Genomic DNA, 18,912 nt, shown 5'->3' with positions numbered 1-18,912 from the left:
ATATTAAATAATTAAAACTTGCTCGTGAATGACATTCATGGTCATTATCTAATGCTAAAGGCATGATTTTAAGCATATAAATGAAAAGGGATCTACATAAGTAGATCCCTAATAAAGTATCAGCCCACTTTAACGGGGCTTTAATTATTACAAGTTGTTTAACCTTGATTCTGCTAAACGTTTAGCAGATGAATCGGGGTGTTCGTTCACTACTTGCAAAAATAGTTGGCGTGCCGATGCGTTGTCACCATTTCTCTGGGCGATAACGCCAAGTTTCAATAGCGCATCAGGTCGCTTCGTTGAACTTGAGAACCGATTAACCACAATATTGAACTGCTCGCTTGCATCGCTCCACTGTTGCTTGTTAAACAACAGCTGCCCAAGCCAGTAGTGCGCATTTGGCGCATATTCACTGTTTGGAAAACGCTCGATGAAAGACTGGAAAGCAGGTATCGCTTTGTCGTACTCTCGCGACTTCAATATAAGGTTAACAGCACTCTCATAAGCTTCGCTTTCTCCGACCTGCACAGGCGATGCTGGTGCCGATTCCGGCACTGTGCTTACCGCACCAGAGGAGCTTGTGCTTGTTAACGCGCCACTTTGCTTTAAGGCCTCTACCCGTTTATCTATTTCTAGATAGAGCTCTCGCTGGCGTTCCAGTACTTTTTGAAGTTCATTGGTATTAACCTCAACCGCACCGCGAAGCTGGTCAACCTCGTTTTGCATATTATCTAGTTGAGTTTGCATTCTATGCTGCATCTCAGTTCGACTTTTTACAATACGCTCTAGCACAACAATACGTTGTTCAAGCTCGCTGCCGCCATTCGCATTAACGACAGGTGCCTGTGCGAAGCCAGTAGAGGCTGTGAGGGCGGCACATAGCGTAACGCCCCACTTAATGGTGTTTCTTACTGAAGCTGCCATTAGCGGTATACAACCACTCCGCGACGGTTTTGCGCGAATGCATATTCAGTTGAACCCATTACCGCAGGCTTTTCTTCGCCGTAAGAAACAACCGTTACCTGGCTGCTGCTTACACCCGCGTTTAGTAGATAGGTTTCTACCGACTGAGCGCGACGCTCGCCCAGAGCAATGTTATATTCTGGCGTACCGCGGCTGTCTGTGTGGCCTTCAACAGTAACGTTCATGTTAGGGTTTTTAACTAAGAACATTGCGTGCTTGTCTAGAACACGTTGAAATTCTGGCTTGATGCTAGCGCGATCGAAATCGAAGTAAACCGTTTGCTCATTTTTGAGCGCTTCCATTTCTTGCTGAACCATTTCTTCTTGGCGCTTCATACGCTGAGCGGCTTCTGCTTCTACACGCTGAGCTTCCGCTTCACGGGCTTCAGTTTCTGCTTGCGCTTGTTCTTGTGCCATGCGGTTGCGTTCTGCCGCTAACTCTTCTTCGCTAGGTCCCGACGAACATGCCATCATTGTCACTACTGGCAAGGCGATAATGAAGCTTTTCATCACTTTATTCATTTGCATCCTACTAATCCTTAATTTTATTGTTTAGTCGTTAAATTGTTAGAACAAAAATGGTGACCAACTTGGCGATTTCACTTGCCCATTGGCTGCTGGTAACCTAGCTTTAAAGCGCCCGTCTAGAGAGACAAGTGATAGCACTTGCTTGCCCTCGTGAAGGGTACTGTAAATAATCATGCTTCCGTTCGGCGCTACACTTGGCGACTCATCTAAATACGTTCTTGTAAGAACTTGCAAAGAGTCTTCGTCTAGCGCTTGCTTGGCAATATGGTAGTTACCATTTGTTTGGTTAACTACTACCATTTGTTTACCGTCAGGCGTTAAAGTTCCGCCAAGGTTTTGCTCACCGACAAAGGTGACTCGCCTTACTTTCCTTGAATTTAAATTTACGCTATATATCTGAGGTTTACCACCCCGTTCCGAGCTAAAAATTAAGCCACTGCCGTCCGGAAGCCAAGCCGGCTCTGTGTCAATCGCTCTGTTGCGCGTAATACGACGTAAGTTTTTGGTCGCGAGATCCATGATGTAAATTTCAGGATTTCCGTCTTTTGACAGCACCATGGCAAGTTGTTTGCCATCTGGCGAAAACGCCGGACTACTATTAATTCCAGGAAAATCAGTAATACGCGTACGTTCACTGGTGTATATGTCTTGAATAAATATTTGTGGTCTTCTGTTTTCGAAGCTCACATACGCTAAGCGCTCACCATCTGGCGACCATACTGGCGACATCAATGGCTCTGGAGATGAAAGAAGCCTGGTTTCGTTCTCACCATCATAATCAGCAATCACTAATTGATACGGTTTTTTAACGGTTTCCCTATCGCGAACGATCACATAGGCGATTTTTGTTAAGAATGCACCTCGAACACCGGTAAGCTTTTCATACACAATATCACTGACTCGGTGGGCGTATTGGCGAAAGTCTCGCGCACTTATCGACGCTTGGCGCGCCAAAATAACGTGCTCATTACTCGTTACCAACGCCCCCTCTTTTAAGACTTTTGCTTTTCCACCATCAAGCTGACCTTTCAAAATATCGATCAGTTGATACGACACAATGTACTTATCAGCGTTTTGCTGCTCAATGCTACCTACTAATACGGTATCAACCCCAAGTGTTGCCCATGCAGTGTAACTCACCTCTTCTGCCGTCTCTGGATACTGGGGCATGCTATCTACTGAGATAGGGTTAAATTTACCGCTACGCATTAGATCAGCGCGAACAACTTGTGAAATATTTCCAGGAGGTGCGCCTTCGCCTTTCCACTTAAAAGGGACTATACCGATAGGCCTTGCACTATCCACCCCTTCGGTAATGACAATCTCCAGAGAGGCAAATGCATTTGCACTCACCGCTAGGGAAATCATTGCTATCCATAAACCTAGTTTTTTCATACCGCTATAATTCCACTTTTAAATTTATATCTTTTAACTGCTCGTAAACGTCGGGGGCATCAGATACCGGAAGCTTGTCTGCACGTCGAACTGCGCTTTCTGCCGCCCGACACAATGCGTCATTGCCATCTAAAACCCGAATACTGGTTACAAAACCCGTTGTCGCTAGGCGGATATTCAGTCTACACACTTTTCCGTCAAAACTATCATCTGAGTACAAATTACGTTTTATGGTTTGCTGTATTAATGCTGTATACCGCTCAACTTCCGTGAGAACCTGTTTTTGACGCCTTTGTTGCTGTGCAGCGCGCTCTTGAGCAAGTTGCTCTTGCATAATCCTTTCCATTTCTGCTTTTTCAGCAGCTTCTTTTTGTTTTTTTAGTGCATCTTCTTTCGCCTTCGCCTCTCGCGCTTTACGTTCTTTTTCTTTTTGGGCCGCTAATCGCTCTAGTTCTTTTTGTCTCTTAACCTCTGCAGCTTCGGCTTCTCGCTTTTCCCTCGCTCTTTTATTTGCAAGGGCTTGCTGTCGTTTTTGCTCAGCTGCGGCCGCGGCTTGACGCTGCTTTTCAGCTTCCTCAGCGCGAGCTTGTGCCTGAGCCTGAGCTTCTACTCGTTTTTTATCCGCAATAGCCTGCGCATCAATAAACGTGGCTTCTATTGTGGGTGCATTACTCGGTAGGTTAGGTAGCGGGTCGGGAGAGAAACTGACGCTTATTAGCAACACCATGGCAACCAAGGCGTGAAGCACTAGGGACTTATACAGCCCCTGCTTTTCATTAGGTTTTGAAGGTGCTCTCGCGCTGCGCCTATTCGTGAAGCTGTCAGCACTGCCCTGAGTACCGCTCGGCGAATTGCTTTGAGACGGATTGCTAGCGCTAGCTTGCCTGCTATTTGAGGGACTATTTGGTTTAGTAGGGTTAGACATGCTTTGCCTACTCAACAGGGTCGGTCATTAAACCCACCGACGGGACGCCTGCTTGTTGCAGCAGCACCATTAGCTGAATAACCTCGTTATACGCCACCTGCCCGTCACCTTTCACCACCACAGGCGTGTTCGGCGATTTTTGCAATTGGGCACTGACTATAGCCCCAAGCTCTTCTTCACTAATTGGCGACTCTTGGTCGTCACCCACATTGAGGAAGTACCTCCCCTTCACATCAACCGACGCGATAATAGGCGGATTATCCTCCTGCTCTATAGGGTTTGCACTGGCCTTCGGCAAATCCACTTTTACCCCCTGAGAAATGAGGGGAGCAGTTACCATAAAGATAATAAGCAGCACCAACATAACGTCGATGTAAGGCACTACATTTATTTCTGATACCGGCCTACGGCGTTTTCTCACATACATAGCAATAACCTCCGCGGTAACGCTTAAACCTGATGTGCTTGGGCAGCAGCCTGGCGTTGAAGAATTGCTGAGAACTCTTCCATGAAGTTTCCGTAGCTATTTTCCAACTTTTCAACTTGATGGCTGAAACGGTTGTAAGCAATAACCGCAGGGATTGCAGCAAACAAACCAATAGCAGTAGCGATAAGCGCTTCTGCTATTCCAGGCGCAACCATCGCTAGGGTGGCTTGCTGTACTTCGCCTAGTGCGATAAACGCATTCATAATTCCCCAAACCGTACCGAATAGGCCAATGTATGGGCTGATAGAGCCTGCCGTTGCTAAAAACGGTAGGCGACTCTCAAGCTCTTCTACCTGACGAGACATAGACACGCGCATAGCGCGATAAGTGCCATCAACAATGCCGTTTGTTGGGGTATTAGATTTACGTAATCTCACGAACTCTTTAAAACCTGAACAAAAAATGCTGCTCATACCGGTGAGATTGGCCCTTGATGATAACTCTTGATAGAGCTTGTTAAGATCGGCACCAGACCAGAACTTATCTTCAAATTGGCGCATTTCAGAACGCGCCGCATTAAGGGCTTTACTGCGCTGAAAGATAAACGTCCATGATGCTACTGAGACGCTTAGCAACAACAGCATTACAAGTTGAACAATGAAACTGGCTTGTAAAAACAAGCCGATAAATGTGAGATCAGATGACACGCGAAATTTCCCCTAACAAAGTACGTGGTAGTCGTTTTGGCTTCATAGCCGCTAAATCGACACAGGCAACTTGAATATCCGCAGATACTAATTTTATGCCGTTGTTATTATTTATGATTTGTTGAAACGTCATACTAGCGCCTTTTAATTCTACAACGCGAGTCTCAATACTCAACAGTTCATTGAACCTCGCTGGCGCATAGTTATGCATCTCAACGCGTTTGACGACAAAAGCGATGGATTGTTCCATTAAAGTGTCTTGCTCAAACCCTAGGCCTCTAAGCCACTCGGTACGCGCCCTCTCCATAAACTTAAGATAATTAGCGTAATACACGATACCGCCAGCATCCGTATCTTCGTAATACACTCTTATTTGATGTTGATGCATAACTATTCCCTAAACAATAAATAAATTCATCTATAAGGCAGATTAATAGTAGCTAAATTGCGATAAATAACATTTTAAAACAACCCTTAAGACAGCATCAAGCCTGAGCTTTAATGTTTTCACAACCAATGCGCAACATTCAGTTAACGCATTAGTTTTTCTAACTCAAAAATATAATTTTACTCAATTGCGCATTTTTAGAAGGTCTCTATAATGCATCGCATCAGTCGCACAGAGCGTGATGGTGCTTAGCACGGTCATGCACGAGTTAATCTCCTGTTAGACATGAGTTCCCTGGATTTATTTCCTTCAACACTTGTTGTTTTAGCCCGCTCTATGAGCGGGCTTTTTTTTGCCTTGGATTTACCAAGGCTCTCAGTTTAAGTAGAAATACTAACGCGCAGGGGTAAACCCAAAATGAAGGTAGGCACGCTGAGACGCTATACGGCCTCTCGGCGTTCGCTGCAAAAAGCCCTGCTGAATAAGGAAGGGTTCAATGACATCTTCGATGGTTTCTTTCTCTTCTCCGATAGCTGCGGCGAGATTATCTAAGCCCACAGGACCGCCATCGAATTTTTCTATAATGGCCGAAAGCAATTTTCTGTCCATATAGTCAAACCCCTCCTTGTCCACATCGAGCATATCAAGAGCTTTTGCCGCTGTCTCAGCACCAACGGTGCCATCAGACTTTATTTCTGCATAGTCTCGCACTCGTCGTAATAGACGATTAGCAATTCGAGGCGTGCCTCTAGCTCGACAGGCTATTTCCCTCGAACCCTCTTCGGTCATTGATAGGTTCAGGTAGCTAGCGCTTCGAGACACGATAGAGGTTAGGTCTTTCACTGAATAAAACTCAAGGCGCTGTACGATACCAAAACGATCTCGCAGGGGAGACGTCAGTGAGCCAGCACGGGTTGTTGCCCCTACCAGCGTAAACGGAGGCAAGTCGAGCTTTATCGAACGAGCAGCCGGTCCCTCGCCTATCATAATATCGAGCTGATAATCTTCCATTGCAGGGTAGAGAATTTCTTCCACTACGGGGCTCAAGCGATGTATTTCATCAATAAAAAGAACGTCGTTTTTTTCAAGGTTGGTTAAAAGTGCGGCTAAATCACCCGCTTTTTCTAATACCGGCCCAGACGTGGTTTTAATGTTAACGCCCATTTCATTCGCAACAATGTTCGCAAGGGTTGTTTTTCCCAGTCCAGGAGGACCAAATATAAGAAGATGATCAAGAGCATCTTCTCGATTGCGTGCGGCCTGAATGAAAATTTCCATCTGCTCACAAACGTGAGGTTGTCCCGTATAGTCATCCAACATCTTTGGACGAATAGCGCGATCTATTACTTCATCTTCAGTGTTGGCGTCCGGCGTTATCAGTCTGTCGGCTTCTATCATGGTTCGTCTACTTTTTAATAAAATGGCTGCAGCATTTTTTATACCGCACCGTTATTACAGGGCCGCTTTTAGCGCTTCACGTATCAAGGATTCACTTTCCATACCGTCTTTGTAAACGCTATCCACCAACTTACTGGCTTGCGCTGGTTTATAACCCAGTGCAATAAGTGCGCTTTGCGCTTCTTCTCGTGCACTGTTTACAGCAACAAAGGTACTACCAGAAAGCAGGTCACTGCTTGGTGCGGGAACAGCCACACTTTGCATTTTTCCAAACTTGGCCAGTCGGTCTTTAAGTTCAACCACTAAACGCTCTGCGGTTTTTTTGCCAATACCCGGTAAGCTGACTAACGCGGAAACGTCTTCATTTTGCACGCTTGACAGAAACTGTGGCGCCGACATTCCCGATAAAATAGCCAAACCGAGTTTTGGTCCCACACCATTTGCTTTTATCAGCTCTCGAAATAATCCGCGCTCTAACTTATCGGCAAAACCAAACAGCAACTGAGCATCTTCGCGAACCACAAAGTGCGTGTAAACCACAACTTCATCGCCTACTGCAGGCAGTTGGTAAAAGCTCGTCATCGGCATGTGTATTTCGTAACCTACACCGGCCACATCTACAAGAATTTCTGGTGGCTGCTTTTCAGCCAACGTACCGCGAATTCGTCCAATCATTTATATTCTCTTTGTGCGCGCTTGAATGCTTAAAAAGGATTGGTTCTAGGAAATTAACGCAAACGACCGCGAACGGTTTTTCGTGCTTGGCCCGCCATATTGATAAGGCTTTGTTCGGTATTGGCATGGCAAAGTGCCACAGCAAGCGCATCTGCCGCATCGGCCTGAGGTGTCCCACTTAAGTTCAGCAGGTGCTTAACCATATGCTGAACTTGTGTTTTATCAGCATTACCTTTACCCACAACTGCCTGTTTAATTTGTCTTGCACTATACTCGGCAACAGGAAGCTGAGATTGGGTTGCCGCCACTATTGCAGCGCCCCTTGCCTGACCAAGCTTTAACGCAGAGTCTGGGTTTTTAGCCATAAACACTTGTTCGATAGCAAACTGTGATGGGTTATATTGACGAATGATGTCGCCCACGCCGGTAAATATATTTGCCAAACGAGAAGGTAAATCGGTAGTGCCTACTCGAATACAACCGCTCGCCACATATACCAGCTTACCCTGCTTTCGCGCTATTAAACCGTAGCCTGTGATCCTAGAACCTGGATCTATACCCAGTATAACCATTAAGCCTTACTCGGTACAAACAAAGATACCGCCTCTTTGTTTGAAGGAGACCACAAGCGTGCTAACGCCTCATCCTTTGACACCCATTCGTATTGAAGATGCTCGGTAAGAGTTATCGGTGTTTTACTACTCACTTGAAGGGAAAATACATGCTCAGTATTGTGAAGGGTACCCGGAGGATAACGATGGCGCCATCGCTCGCGAATAACGTATTGGTTTTGCTTAGCGTGATTTGTAATGGACAAACCTAAGGCTTTGGCATCAATACCGGTTTCTTCAGCCACCTCTCGATAGGCTGTTTCAATCGGCATTTCGCCGTCTTCCAATGCGCCTGTGACAGATTGCCAAAAAGACGCATCATCCATTCTTTGCAATAACAGCACTCGGTGGTGTTCATCAAACAACACCACCAGCGCTGATTCTGGCTTTTTATAGGCCATAAATTAAGATTGCTTCTTCACCGTCGCAATGGCCAAATCTTCAAGCTGCTGCGGGTTAGCTGGGCTTGGTGCCGATGTGAGTGGGCAAGCTGCAGTGGTGGTTTTTGGAAACGCCATCACATCGCGAATAGAGGTAGCCCCTGTCATCAACATGACAAGGCGATCTAAACCGAATGCTAAACCTGCGTGAGGCGGAGCACCAAAACGAAGGGCATCGAGTAAGAAACCAAATTTGTTTTTGGCTTCTTCGTCGTCTATTCCTAAAATATTGAATACGGTAGATTGCATATTCTCATCGTGAATACGAACCGAGCCACCGCCTAATTCAACGCCGTTAAGCACCATGTCGTAGGCATCAGACAACGCGCCAACCGGATTGGCTTTCAGCTCTTCAGGTGTAAGCCCACGTGGTGCCGTGAATGGGTGGTGAATAGCGTGAAGCTGACCATCGAATTCCTCAAACATAGGGAAATCAACAACCCACAATGGCTTCCATTCGCCCTCTAGCAATTCAAAGTCTTCACCTAGTTTTAGACGAAGTGCGCCCATGGCTTCTGTCACTACGGTGTAATCATCCGCACCGAATAAAAGAATGTCACCCGCTTGTGCACCTGTACGCTGAATAATAGCATCGGTCACATCTTCGCTTAAGAACTTAAGCACTGGCGACTGCAGGCCTTCTTGACCTGGAGAAAGCTCGTTCACTTTAATCCACGCCAGGCCTTTTGCACCGTAAATACCAACAAACTTGGTGTACTCGTCTATTTGCTTACGGGAAAGCTTTGCACCGCCGGGCACACGAATGGCGCTGACACGGCCTTTCGGGTCGTTAGCAGGCCCACTGAATACTTTAAACTCAACCTTTTCAAGCAAATCGGCAACGTCAGTAAGCTCAAGAGGGTTACGTAAATCAGGCTTATCACTTCCAAATCGCTTCATCGCTTCTGCGTAAGTCATTTGAGGGAAGTCGCCAAGGTCCACATCGAGCATCTTGTTAAACAAGTCGCGGATCATTCGCTCGGTAATACCCATCACGCTTTGCGCATCGAGGAACGTCGTTTCGATATCGATTTGGGTGAATTCTGGCTGACGGTCGGCACGTAAATCTTCGTCTCTGAAACACTTCACTATTTGGTAATAGCGATCCATGCCTGACATCATTAGCAATTGTTTAAATAGCTGAGGCGACTGAGGTAGTGCGAAAAACTCACCTTTGTGTGTACGACTTGGCACCAAATAGTCTCGCGCGCCTTCTGGTGTCGCCTTTGTAAGAATAGGCGTTTCGATATCTAAAAAGCCCTCTTCTTCTAAAAAGCGGCGAACCGCGCCGGTTACTTTTGCTCTGAACTGTAAACGCTGGCTCATTACCGGGCGACGTAAGTCGAGGTAACGGTAGCGCAAGCGCTGCTCTTCAGAGTTTTCTTGATTCCAGTCGAGAGGAAGCACGTCTGATTTGTTGATAACTTCAAGGCCTGTGCCTAAGATCTCAATCTCACCTGTGCGCATTTCTTTATTAATCTGTCCTTCTGGACGAGCGCGAACTTTACCAGTTAGCTTTACACAAAACTCACCGCGAAGGGTGTTAGCAACAGAAAGTACATCAGGTAAATCAGGGTCGAAAACAACCTGTACAATCCCTTCTCTGTCGCGAAGGTCGATAAAGATTACGCCACCTAAGTCACGACGTTTGTTAACCCAGCCACAAAGCGTGACTTCTTGCCCAATGTAAGTTGAATCGATGTTCCCACAGTAATCTGTGCGCATGGTCGTTGACCCCTGATAATTTTCTTGCTTAACGTGATGATTTGCGTACTTTATGGCCCTGAACTAATGCTCTACACTGACGCCTCTTTTGCGAATTCGTAAAACTGTATACGAAATAGCAGCACGAGGGAGTTATAAGCACTTTTGTTAGTAAAGAAGCTCGACAGAAGCCATCACGTTTAATGTATTAGATTTAAGGTCGCATAGTATAAACAAATGCGTCGTAAAGCCCAATGACAAATATGAACAATACCGCAACGAATATGGCTAACGCCCAGCAAAACTTACCGCCTGTATTTATTGGGTTACCCATGTGGCAGCACAGCCACTGGCCAAATTCATGGTTTGCCTCATTTCCCAAGGCACAAAGTCAGCTTATCCATTACGCCAATGAATGTAATACCGTTGAGGGGAATACCACCTTCTACTCCCTTCCCGATGCAGATGCGGTAGCGCGCTGGGCAGATTCGGTACCTTCGCACTTCTCCTTTGCTTTCAAATTCAACCAGCAAATCACGCATGTAAATAGACTACAGCATTGTGAAGATGAAATACGGCAACAGTTGTCACTGCTCGCGCCTCTCAAGCACAAGCTCGGCGTGATGTTGGTTCAACTACCTGCTAGCTTTGGTCCTGACAAATTGGCTGTACTCGATACATTTTTAAGCCTTATCCCCTCATCTATTTACGTGGCAGTAGAAGTGCGACATTTGCAGTTTTTTGCTAAGTCAGATGCTGAAAAAGCATTTAATCAACTGCTGATTAAACACAAGGCAAACCGCATCATTATGGATACCAGAGCCCTATTCACAGGACCAATCACCAGCGAGATAGTGAGAGAAGTAAGAGGTAAGAAGCCCAAAGTACCAGTGAATGTAATTGCTACTGGCCAAAAGCCCGTAGTGCGCTTTGTGGGTAACGATAACGAAGCAGACAATACCGCATGCCTTCGTCCATGGGTGAGTAAAATTCATCAGTGGCGTGTTGAAGGCAGGTCTGCCTACTTCTTCTGCCACCGACCAGATAATAAAGATGCGCCGTGGTTAGCATCTTTGTTTATCAATTTATATAACGAGGCCTATCCAGATTATTCTCTACCGACTCTCTCCATGACAAAGAATCCTCTTCAGGATAATTTGTTTTAGTCGAGTAGTCATTTTACATGCAGGCTTAAATGATGGTGTTTAAAAGCAAAAGGCTTTAAAATAAAATGTCCACAGGGGTAAAGTCTCACTCCGATTTTCTATACTCTTTTGCGTTTTATTACGCAAAAGCGCTACCGGTAAATATTGTAATTATGACTGACTTATACCCACAACCTTCTCACGAAGGAGAACGGCTTAAAGCGCTTTATAAATTGGATATTCTGGATACACCACCAGATGAAAGGTTAGATGCGGTCACAAAGAATGTTCAGGAATTCTTTAAGTGCAAAATTTGCTTGGTGAGCTTAATCGCAGATGATAGGCAGTGGTTTAAATCTCGCCAATGCTTAGATGTTAGCGAAACACCGCGAAATGTCTCGTTTTGTACCTATGCCATCGCAGAAGAGGAATACCTTATTGTGCCTGATGCACATGAGGATGACAGATTTGCGAACAACCCATTGGTTAAAGGAGAGCCATTCATCCGCGCTTACGCGGGTATTATCTTGCGCTCTACAGATGGTTACGAACTAGGCACCCTTTGCGTTATTCATAACTCACCCAGGCAGTTCGAAGACGTTGATATTGTCATGCTGCGTCACTTCGGCCTTCAGGCTGAATCTATTTTGAGAGAGTGCGAAAAAGGCTAAAAGGCTTCATTATACCACCACATCGCCTGGGCTATTTTGCCCGAGCGACTTTACTCTAGGCGATGGGGCTCTCACTTCCCCCCTTCTTTAACGAAAGTCAGCAGCGTCCAATTCGTGCTTTTTCATTAACTTATGCATATCGGTGCGATTCCTTCCCGCTAAATCTGCAGCTCGAGTAACGTTGCCGTCTGTCATTTTAAGCAGCTTAAACAAATACTGTTGTTCGAAGGAGTCTCGCGCTTCGGTCAGCGTGGGCCAGCTCTGCTTTGTGGCAGATAAAGCTTGTTCAACAAGATGCAAAGGCACTACAGGAGTTTGCGTTAACGCCACACACTGCTCAACAACATTCACTAACTGTCGCACATTCCCAGGCCAGGAAGACGTGACTAACTGCTGCATAGCATCATCTGAGAACTGGCTTACGTCAACACCATGGCGCTGAGCGCTTTGTTGCAATAAAGAGCGCGCAAGAAGTGGAATATCTTCGCTACGAGATTTTAAAGACGGAAGTTTTAGGTTAACCACATTCAGGCGATAATAAAGATCTTCTCTAAATGTTCCCGCTTCCATTTCTTTATGCAAATCTTTATGGGTCGCCGATATTATTCGAACATCAATATCGACTTGTTTACTGCTGCCCACCGGGCGAATCTGACGCTCTTGCAATGCACGCAGCAATTTTACTTGAAGCGTCATTGGCATATCACCAATCTCATCTAAAAACAGCGTACCGCCATCGGCCTCTTTGAAAAGACCTGCATGGGCAGTGACTGCGCCAGTGAAAGCGCCTTTTGCATGGCCAAATAGCTCCGACTCAAGCAGGTTTTCAGGCAACGCACCACAGTTTATAGCAACAAATGGCTTGTCGCGGCGGTTGCTCGCTTTATGAATCGCATTAGCGAGAAGCTCTTTACCCGTTCCGCTGGCCCCGCTAATTAATACCGAAACTTCGCGCTGCGCAATGCGAAACGCTTGATCAAGCACGTTCAGCATTTCCGGCGAGCGAGTGATTATTTCTTTTGCCCAATCTCCTGGCTTAACCGCCTGTGATTGGTTGAGTGCTTTTTGCAACAGAGCGCGAAGCTCTTCGTGTTCTACAGGCTTAGGTAGAAAACCAAACACGCCGCGCTGAGTAGCCTCAATGGCATCGGCAATGGTGCCATGGGCGGTCATTAAAATAACGGGAATATCTTGTCTAATGCCCATAATCTCTTCAAATAAGCTTAAGCCATCTAAACCTGGCATTCTTAAATCGCTCAGCACAACGTCGAAACTATTGCCCTGTAGTTTTTTAAGTGCGCTTTGTCCATCTTCCACTGCAGTGACGTTATACCCTTCACCTTCAAGGCGAATGGTTAGCAGGCGAAGTAGGCTTTTATCGTCATCAACCAACAATAAGTCAGGATTGTTATTCGCCTTTTCACTCATTGTTGCGTACTCCTATTTTTATCCATCAATGTCGCTTCTATTTGTAATAATTCTTCAAGTTTCTTACGTAAGCTATCTATCTCGTTTTGCAGTGTTATGAGCTTTTCACCGCGAGAGGTATTTTCTTTTTCCAACACCACCAGCGCAGACTCAAATTGCATTAATTGATTATTTTGCGCACCTGCAATAACGTCAATAACTTTCCGGCTCTGCTCTGTAAAGCCCGGGGATATTTCATTGAACGCTAGTTGCGCTCGCAGTTTATTCTGGTAGGGGGTGTCGTTCATAAGTGTGAGAATATAAGCGTGTAAGCGGTCGTAGTCACTGTTTGTTAACGTGGCTAAGGTTTGCTGACGCTGCGTCCATGGCTGATCAGACGCATTAACCCAAATCCCTACCCAATGCTTTGCATCACAGTTATGTAAAAAATCTTCCGGTGGATTTTCATAAAAACAAAAAGTACTACCAAGGGCCGTCTGGGTGTGCGTCGGTGACTCGTCAGACGCTTTTTCTTTAACATCTTTCAGGCTTTCGCAACCTACTAAAAAAAATACGGCAATAAAAAAACAACTTAATCTCATTTTACTTTTCCTGTTGCGCAATGCTTATGCTGCACGCTTTTAAAGGTGCGTACTTTTTATTTTATGTGCTTTGGGCTTTAAGCTTTGGGCTTTAAGTGCAGTGTTTCAAGTACAGCTTTTTTAAACCAGTCTATTCTGTGCTGTAAATTAAATGCTGCGCTTTCATTTTTGCGAGAGGGAAACCCGAAAGCAGACATCCGCATAGTCTACCTCTACCACTTGAACATCGCCATGCATAAGTCGCGCGCAATCTGCAACAATCGATAACCCTAAGCCCGTTCCGATGACGTTATCATTACGAGGTTCACTGCCTCGAATGAAAGGTTCAAACAGGGTTGTAACTGATTCTGGAGAAATTGGCTTGCCGTGGTTGGCTACATCAAGAATAAGCATATCTTCTTCAATGCTCTCTCCTGTGCTTTTGCTCATGTAAACCTTGACGAAAATAGGCCTGCCGACAGCACCATGCGCTACCGCATTTGACACTAAATTATCTAGGACACGACGGAAGAGCTCTTCATCGAGAAGAGCCTCATCAACCTGCACATCAACAACAACTTCTCTGTTTTGAATAGCGAGTGCATAGTCCTCAATGCACTCATCTATCAGCGTCTGCGGCTTATAAAGCATCAGTTTGGGCTGAGCCTGCTGCAGTAACAAATTGTAGTCTAATAATTTTTCAACCAAAGTGTTGAGCCGTTGAGTGCTGCCACTTAGCAAAGACAATACTTCTCGCTGATTATCGTTTAGATCGCCCACCACATTTTCAGATAACAGGCTGCAACCTTCCTTGATGCTGGCTAAAGGGGTCTTTAATTCGTGGGCCGCATGGCGCAACAAAGCCGTTCGAATATGCTCTAGTTGCTGAAGGCGGTCATACAGCCAGTGCAAATCTTTTTCTACATCAAGTAATTCTTTGGGCGCGTGGCGAGTTAGTGGTGGCAATTCGCCTTTGCTGTGGGCCAGTATACGAATTATTTTTTTGAGGTTATTTACGGGGTTAACAATAAGCTGACTGCCTAACAATATCAGCATTAAAGAAACACTTACCAGCATAGCAGTAGACCATGCTTGCTTTGCCTGCATCGCGTTCAGGTCGCTCTGCTGCAGCGCCACTCGCTCGGTGATGACCCGTTCAACATCTGCTCGAAGCTGTTTAACGCTATCTTTGATAGTCGCGAGATAAGCATTTAGCAATAACTGATCTTCAATGTTTCGATAGTCTGCCAGTTGGTCGATTTGTGTGGTCAAAAAACTACACACTTCGCCTGTGCCAAGACCTTGGCACAGGTTATCTGCCGCCAGTGCAAATTGCTCTAACGCATTGTCTGAGATGGCCGCCACTCTCTCACTTTTCAGTACAGAATATTGGCGAATACTTCGTTCAACATCCACTACGGCGTTATCAAGTTGCTGAACATCACCCACAATTTCAACGACAAAGCGAGTTTCCAACGTTGTCATTTGGCCAACTTTGGCTAAATCGCTCTGGCTTTGCCACAGCAGCGCAATAAGAGGAATTAGGGCCAACACAAAACTACCTAGTGTTAACTGCCTCAGAGAACCTAGCTGAACTATACGTTCGCTTAAGGAAAACTTTTTAACCAGAACCCTATCCTCTTAATTTTTCTGCTGCTTTGTTACAGCTAACGTTGATATCAGCGCCAATTAGTATTCACTGACATTACTACTTCTTGGTGATTTTACTACTGCACTTGCTATTGCTTTTACTACTGCTTTAGCGCCGCGGTAACACTATTATTTGCGTCATTTGTCTTAGGCGTAAGTTTACTTTTTGCTAACTCTTTTTCCGTAAGCTTGCCATCCTCGTTATCATCGATTAAGCCAAAATTTCGCAATAATTCGATGTGTTGGACAGCTTCTTTAAGTGAAATAAAACCGTCCTTATCTTTATCAAGCTTTTGCATCAGCGTGTTGGCCGGGCTTGCGCTTACCGACGCCACAAAAGAAACCTGCAACATCATAACTGCTAACAACGTAAATATATTTCTACCTGAAATCTTCATTCTGAATCCCTCGCAATAGATGGCTAACCAGTACTTAGTTAGACATAGCCAGATTCGCGCCACATTACAGAAAAACCAAAATACACTTTAATATCAGAAGCTTGGATTCACGCAAAGAAATAGCTGCACGGCTATGTGTTGCTGATTAGAAACACTCTTGTATGTAACCTTTACGACTTAAATTGCTTTTCGTCATAAAATGGCGCCAGACTGAGTAGCGTTTTTAAAGGAACGGGTTTACTGAACATAAAGCCCTGAACGTTATCGCAGCCGTGCTGGCGTAAATAGTCCCACTGCTCATAGGTCTCTATTCCTTCAGCGCATACTGTCAGCGATAGACGTTTTGCTAAATCAATAATAGCGCCGGTTACTAGCCTGCTGCGCTCAGAGGTTTGAAGCTCCATCACAAACTGTCTATCCACTTTTAGCGTGTCGATAGTTATCTGAGTAAGGTAACTCAGTGATGAATAGCCCGTACCAAAATCATCTAAGGCAATGGAACAACCCATATTACTCATTCGTCTGAAGAACTTATTAGACAGTTGGAAGTTTTCGAGATAGGCACTCTCTGTTACCTCAAACTCCATGTTTTCAGGATTAACGTCGTATACGTTTAATGTGTTGTATATGTAGTCAAAAAGCTGCGCGTTTCTGAGATCGTGTCCCGATAAATTCACCGACACTTTGAAGTTTTGTGGAGCCCAATGTTTAATGTCAGGAAGGTCTATACACACACGTTTGATTATCCACTGAGTAATAGCGGTAATCTTGCCGCCCTGCTCAGCGATGGGAATAAATTCATTGGGCATTACAAGCCCAAATTCCGGATGCTGCCATCGTATGAGGGCTTCAGCGCCAATAACATGACCGTAGTTATCAACTTTCACCTGATAATAGACGATAAATTCGTCTTCGCGCAGTCCTTGCTCAATGCCATTTGCAATCTGAAGCTTGCGCTTGTGTGACTCAACCATATCTGGTGTAAAGAGTGTATAGCTTCCACGCCCTCTCGCCTTCGATCTGTACATTGCTAGATCGGCGTTGCTCATCAGGTCGCTGAGTTCAAAATTCGCATCGCTTGCTTTTGCAACACCAACGCTTATTCCTACTGTCAGAGAAAGACCTTGCATCTCAAATGGCTCATCAAATGCAGACAATAAACGTATCGCTAACTGCTCAGCAGCGTAGTCGTTTACCTCTCTATCGGGAAGAACGATAAACTCATCACCACCTAAACGGGCAAATAAATCGTCGTTTCGCAAAAGACGCTGCACTCTATCGGCAACTTCAATCAAAATTAAATCGCCGGTCTCATGACCTAATGAATCGTTTATTCCTTTAAACCCATCTAAGTCGAAAAACAGCAGCATTATGTCATCGTCGTTTCGCTTGGCTCGCGCTAGTTCGAGCCTGAGGTTATCGAGCACATATTGTCTATTCGGTAGCCCTGTTAAACTATCGTAGTTGGCGAGCCGGGCCATAGTCTCTTGCTGATCGAACAGGGTTTGTTTTTGTTCAAAATTTATCAATAGCTCTACTTCGATGGTATCGAGCAAACTATTTATATTTGAGCCTAACTGTCCAAATTCGTTTTGTGAGGAAATTGAGCTTCGCAGTGCATAATCTTTTGTTTCAAAAAGGTCCTGAGTGAACCGCTTTAATTCAAATAATGGCGTAATAAGACGATGGGTCACCAACAGACAAATACCCACGCAGAGCAATCCTATGACCAGAATAAGGAAGAATTGACGCACCAGAGTTCTTGCACTTTGCTCAGGTATGGCAGCTTTAGCGTCAGCATGAATAACAACGTGTCCAAGGGGGTAAGTACTCGTACCTACAAGATTATGAGTAGTAATAACATCGTTGGAATGCAGGGTTACGCCGTAGGGAATATCGCGGGGTGAAGAGGGAATTGCTGAGCCATAATCAGACTCTTTTCTCAATGCTACAGACGTAATCGCTTTATAATTGGTATCGTAAAGCGTTGCCGATATGAGGTAATTGTGTTCTCGCACCGATTTAAATATTAACTCGTACCTGTCTACATTATCTGAGCCCGTGTCTGCGAGCACGCTCAATTGCGACGCTAAACTATTACTGATTGCACTGGTGTTGCTTTCTACCACTTGCTTCATTAGCGCGTTGTGCTCAACTTTATTGATCACAAACACCGCTATAGCAAGGGCACACATCGATATCGCTATCACAATACCCATGGTTATTTTTATCGATTTAAACACCAACACAACCTTGTTCGACGAAATAGTAACGTAAAAGACAGCAGATGAGTTTACCCGCTAAAGGCGTAAAATAATATGTGAAGGAGAGTAAATAACAACTCTTTTTAACGCCGCTTTACTACGAACATCAATGAAAAGGCTGAAGCTAGACGTCAGTTTGTCCGTCCTTCACATCCAATTTTGTCTTGATAAATTGACTGTGAGGTACATAAAGTAAATCTGCAATTTGCCTTATCGTACTTTCCTCAAGCGGTGCTAGCGTGCTGTCTGCATAGGCAATCGCCCAAAGGCTGCGAATAATGTTTGCTTTCTCTTCACTACCGCAGTGCGCATTAACGACTTTTGTGAACTGAACAACATCAATGGCATTTTCAGACGTCTCATTCCCTTCTTCGAGTAAAAGGGCCAGTGCATCGTCATCAATATCCACATGCTTTTTGAGTTGATGTTGATATGCCTTACGCTCATCTTCGGTCACTTGATTATCGGCATTCACTATTTCACTGAGTAACGCGGCCGTGGCAAGCTCATAAGAATAAGTCGGCTTTTGCTGTTTTTTTGCATCTTCAAACAAGGTTAAAAATTGTTTTAGCATTTTAGCTCCTTTAGCGTTAGCGCCTTGTGCGTTATTTACTTTGTAACCTTAAGCAGATGATA

At 45.1% G+C, this 18,912-nt stretch carries 20 protein-coding genes; 2 read left to right on the top strand and 18 right to left on the bottom strand.

Annotated features, from left to right (window positions below; genetic code table 11):
• Positions 1 to 147 precede the first annotated feature (147 nt).
• From ybgF to aspS, 12 genes are all read right to left on the bottom strand, one after another.
• On the bottom strand, positions 148 to 924 hold the full coding sequence (gene ybgF / locus GTQ48_RS05075) for a tol-pal system protein YbgF (RefSeq protein WP_163105426.1): 777 nt from the start codon (positions 922 to 924) through the stop codon (positions 148 to 150).
• Positions 924 to 1,490 (bottom strand): peptidoglycan-associated lipoprotein Pal, encoded by a 567-nt coding sequence (gene pal, locus GTQ48_RS05070; RefSeq protein WP_032096027.1) that lies wholly within the window; start codon positions 1,488 to 1,490, stop codon positions 924 to 926. The genes ybgF and pal overlap by 1 nt, the downstream gene beginning before the upstream one ends.
• A 39-nt stretch (positions 1,491 to 1,529) precedes the next feature.
• Complete coding sequence (tolB, locus tag GTQ48_RS05065; protein ID WP_163105425.1) at positions 1,530 to 2,885, bottom strand: Tol-Pal system beta propeller repeat protein TolB; 1,356 nt, start codon at positions 2,883 to 2,885, stop codon at positions 1,530 to 1,532.
• Between the two features lie 4 nt (positions 2,886 to 2,889).
• Positions 2,890 to 3,612, bottom strand: a complete 723-nt coding sequence (gene tolA / locus GTQ48_RS05060) for a cell envelope integrity protein TolA (RefSeq protein WP_239060006.1) — start codon at positions 3,610 to 3,612, stop codon at positions 2,890 to 2,892.
• Between the two features lie 205 nt (positions 3,613 to 3,817).
• Positions 3,818 to 4,237, bottom strand: coding sequence for a protein TolR (gene tolR, locus GTQ48_RS05055; RefSeq protein ID WP_163105423.1), 420 nt, complete (start codon positions 4,235 to 4,237; stop codon positions 3,818 to 3,820).
• Positions 4,238 to 4,260: 23 nt separating this feature from the next.
• Positions 4,261 to 4,944 (bottom strand): protein TolQ, encoded by a 684-nt coding sequence (gene tolQ / locus GTQ48_RS05050; RefSeq protein WP_032096024.1) that lies wholly within the window; start codon positions 4,942 to 4,944, stop codon positions 4,261 to 4,263.
• Positions 4,934 to 5,332, bottom strand: a complete 399-nt coding sequence (ybgC, locus tag GTQ48_RS05045; protein WP_032096023.1) for a tol-pal system-associated acyl-CoA thioesterase — start codon at positions 5,330 to 5,332, stop codon at positions 4,934 to 4,936. Before ybgC ends, tolQ begins: the two co-directional genes overlap by 11 nt.
• A 393-nt stretch (positions 5,333 to 5,725) precedes the next feature.
• Positions 5,726 to 6,730 carry a Holliday junction branch migration DNA helicase RuvB gene (gene ruvB / locus GTQ48_RS05040; protein ID WP_163105422.1) on the bottom strand — a complete coding sequence of 335 codons (1,005 nt, stop codon included), beginning with the start codon at positions 6,728 to 6,730 and terminating at the stop codon, positions 5,726 to 5,728.
• 54 nt (positions 6,731 to 6,784) lie between these two features.
• Positions 6,785 to 7,405 (bottom strand): Holliday junction branch migration protein RuvA, encoded by a 621-nt coding sequence (ruvA, locus tag GTQ48_RS05035; protein WP_032096021.1) that lies wholly within the window; start codon positions 7,403 to 7,405, stop codon positions 6,785 to 6,787.
• 53 nt (positions 7,406 to 7,458) lie between these two features.
• Positions 7,459 to 7,977, bottom strand: coding sequence for a crossover junction endodeoxyribonuclease RuvC (ruvC, locus tag GTQ48_RS05030; RefSeq protein WP_032096020.1), 519 nt, complete (start codon positions 7,975 to 7,977; stop codon positions 7,459 to 7,461).
• The gene (nudB, locus tag GTQ48_RS05025; RefSeq protein ID WP_163105421.1) at positions 7,977 to 8,417 is read right to left on the bottom strand and encodes a dihydroneopterin triphosphate diphosphatase; all 441 of its coding nucleotides are present in this window, start codon (positions 8,415 to 8,417) and stop codon (positions 7,977 to 7,979) included. The genes ruvC and nudB overlap by 1 nt, the downstream gene beginning before the upstream one ends.
• Positions 8,418 to 8,420: 3 nt before the next feature.
• A complete protein-coding gene (aspS, locus tag GTQ48_RS05020) occupies positions 8,421 to 10,181 on the bottom strand; it encodes an aspartate--tRNA ligase (RefSeq protein ID WP_032096018.1) in 1,761 nt (586 codons plus the stop codon).
• Positions 10,182 to 10,414: 233 nt separating this feature from the next.
• On the opposite strand from aspS, the gene GTQ48_RS05015 reads away from it, so the two are divergent.
• Complete coding sequence (locus GTQ48_RS05015; protein ID WP_239059989.1) at positions 10,415 to 11,326, top strand: DUF72 domain-containing protein; 912 nt, start codon at positions 10,415 to 10,417, stop codon at positions 11,324 to 11,326.
• 65 nt (positions 11,327 to 11,391) lie between these two features.
• Positions 11,392 to 11,976, top strand: coding sequence for a GAF domain-containing protein (locus tag GTQ48_RS05010; protein WP_420837589.1), 585 nt, complete (start codon positions 11,392 to 11,394; stop codon positions 11,974 to 11,976).
• Between the two features lie 87 nt (positions 11,977 to 12,063).
• Here GTQ48_RS05010 and GTQ48_RS05005 read toward each other — a convergent pair whose 3' ends face one another.
• The 6 genes from GTQ48_RS05005 to GTQ48_RS04980 all read right to left on the bottom strand — a co-directional run bounded on the left by GTQ48_RS05005 (position 12,064) and on the right by GTQ48_RS04980 (position 18,850).
• The gene (locus GTQ48_RS05005) at positions 12,064 to 13,404 is read right to left on the bottom strand and encodes a sigma 54-interacting transcriptional regulator (protein WP_163105420.1); all 1,341 of its coding nucleotides are present in this window, start codon (positions 13,402 to 13,404) and stop codon (positions 12,064 to 12,066) included.
• Positions 13,401 to 13,985, bottom strand: a complete 585-nt coding sequence (locus GTQ48_RS05000; protein ID WP_163105419.1) for a hypothetical protein — start codon at positions 13,983 to 13,985, stop codon at positions 13,401 to 13,403. Before GTQ48_RS05000 ends, GTQ48_RS05005 begins: the two co-directional genes overlap by 4 nt.
• 162 nt (positions 13,986 to 14,147) lie before the next feature.
• The gene (locus tag GTQ48_RS04995) at positions 14,148 to 15,563 is read right to left on the bottom strand and encodes an ATP-binding protein (protein ID WP_163105466.1); all 1,416 of its coding nucleotides are present in this window, start codon (positions 15,561 to 15,563) and stop codon (positions 14,148 to 14,150) included.
• Between the two features lie 152 nt (positions 15,564 to 15,715).
• Positions 15,716 to 16,012 (bottom strand): EF-hand domain-containing protein, encoded by a 297-nt coding sequence (locus tag GTQ48_RS04990; protein WP_163105418.1) that lies wholly within the window; start codon positions 16,010 to 16,012, stop codon positions 15,716 to 15,718.
• A 170-nt stretch (positions 16,013 to 16,182) separates the two neighbouring features.
• The gene (locus GTQ48_RS04985) at positions 16,183 to 18,255 is read right to left on the bottom strand and encodes an EAL domain-containing protein (RefSeq protein ID WP_163105417.1); all 2,073 of its coding nucleotides are present in this window, start codon (positions 18,253 to 18,255) and stop codon (positions 16,183 to 16,185) included.
• Positions 18,256 to 18,400: 145 nt separating this feature from the next.
• Positions 18,401 to 18,850: a tellurite resistance TerB family protein gene (locus GTQ48_RS04980; RefSeq protein WP_163105416.1), complete on the bottom strand. Its 450-nt coding sequence runs from the start codon at positions 18,848 to 18,850 to the stop codon at positions 18,401 to 18,403.
• Positions 18,851 to 18,912 lie beyond the last annotated feature (62 nt).

The organism is Alteromonas genovensis (genome assembly GCF_010500895.1).
Taxonomy (GTDB): domain Bacteria; phylum Pseudomonadota; class Gammaproteobacteria; order Enterobacterales; family Alteromonadaceae; genus Alteromonas; species Alteromonas genovensis.
The sequence above is the reverse complement of the archived record's forward strand: the minus strand, read 5'-3'. Positions and strand labels throughout refer to the sequence as shown.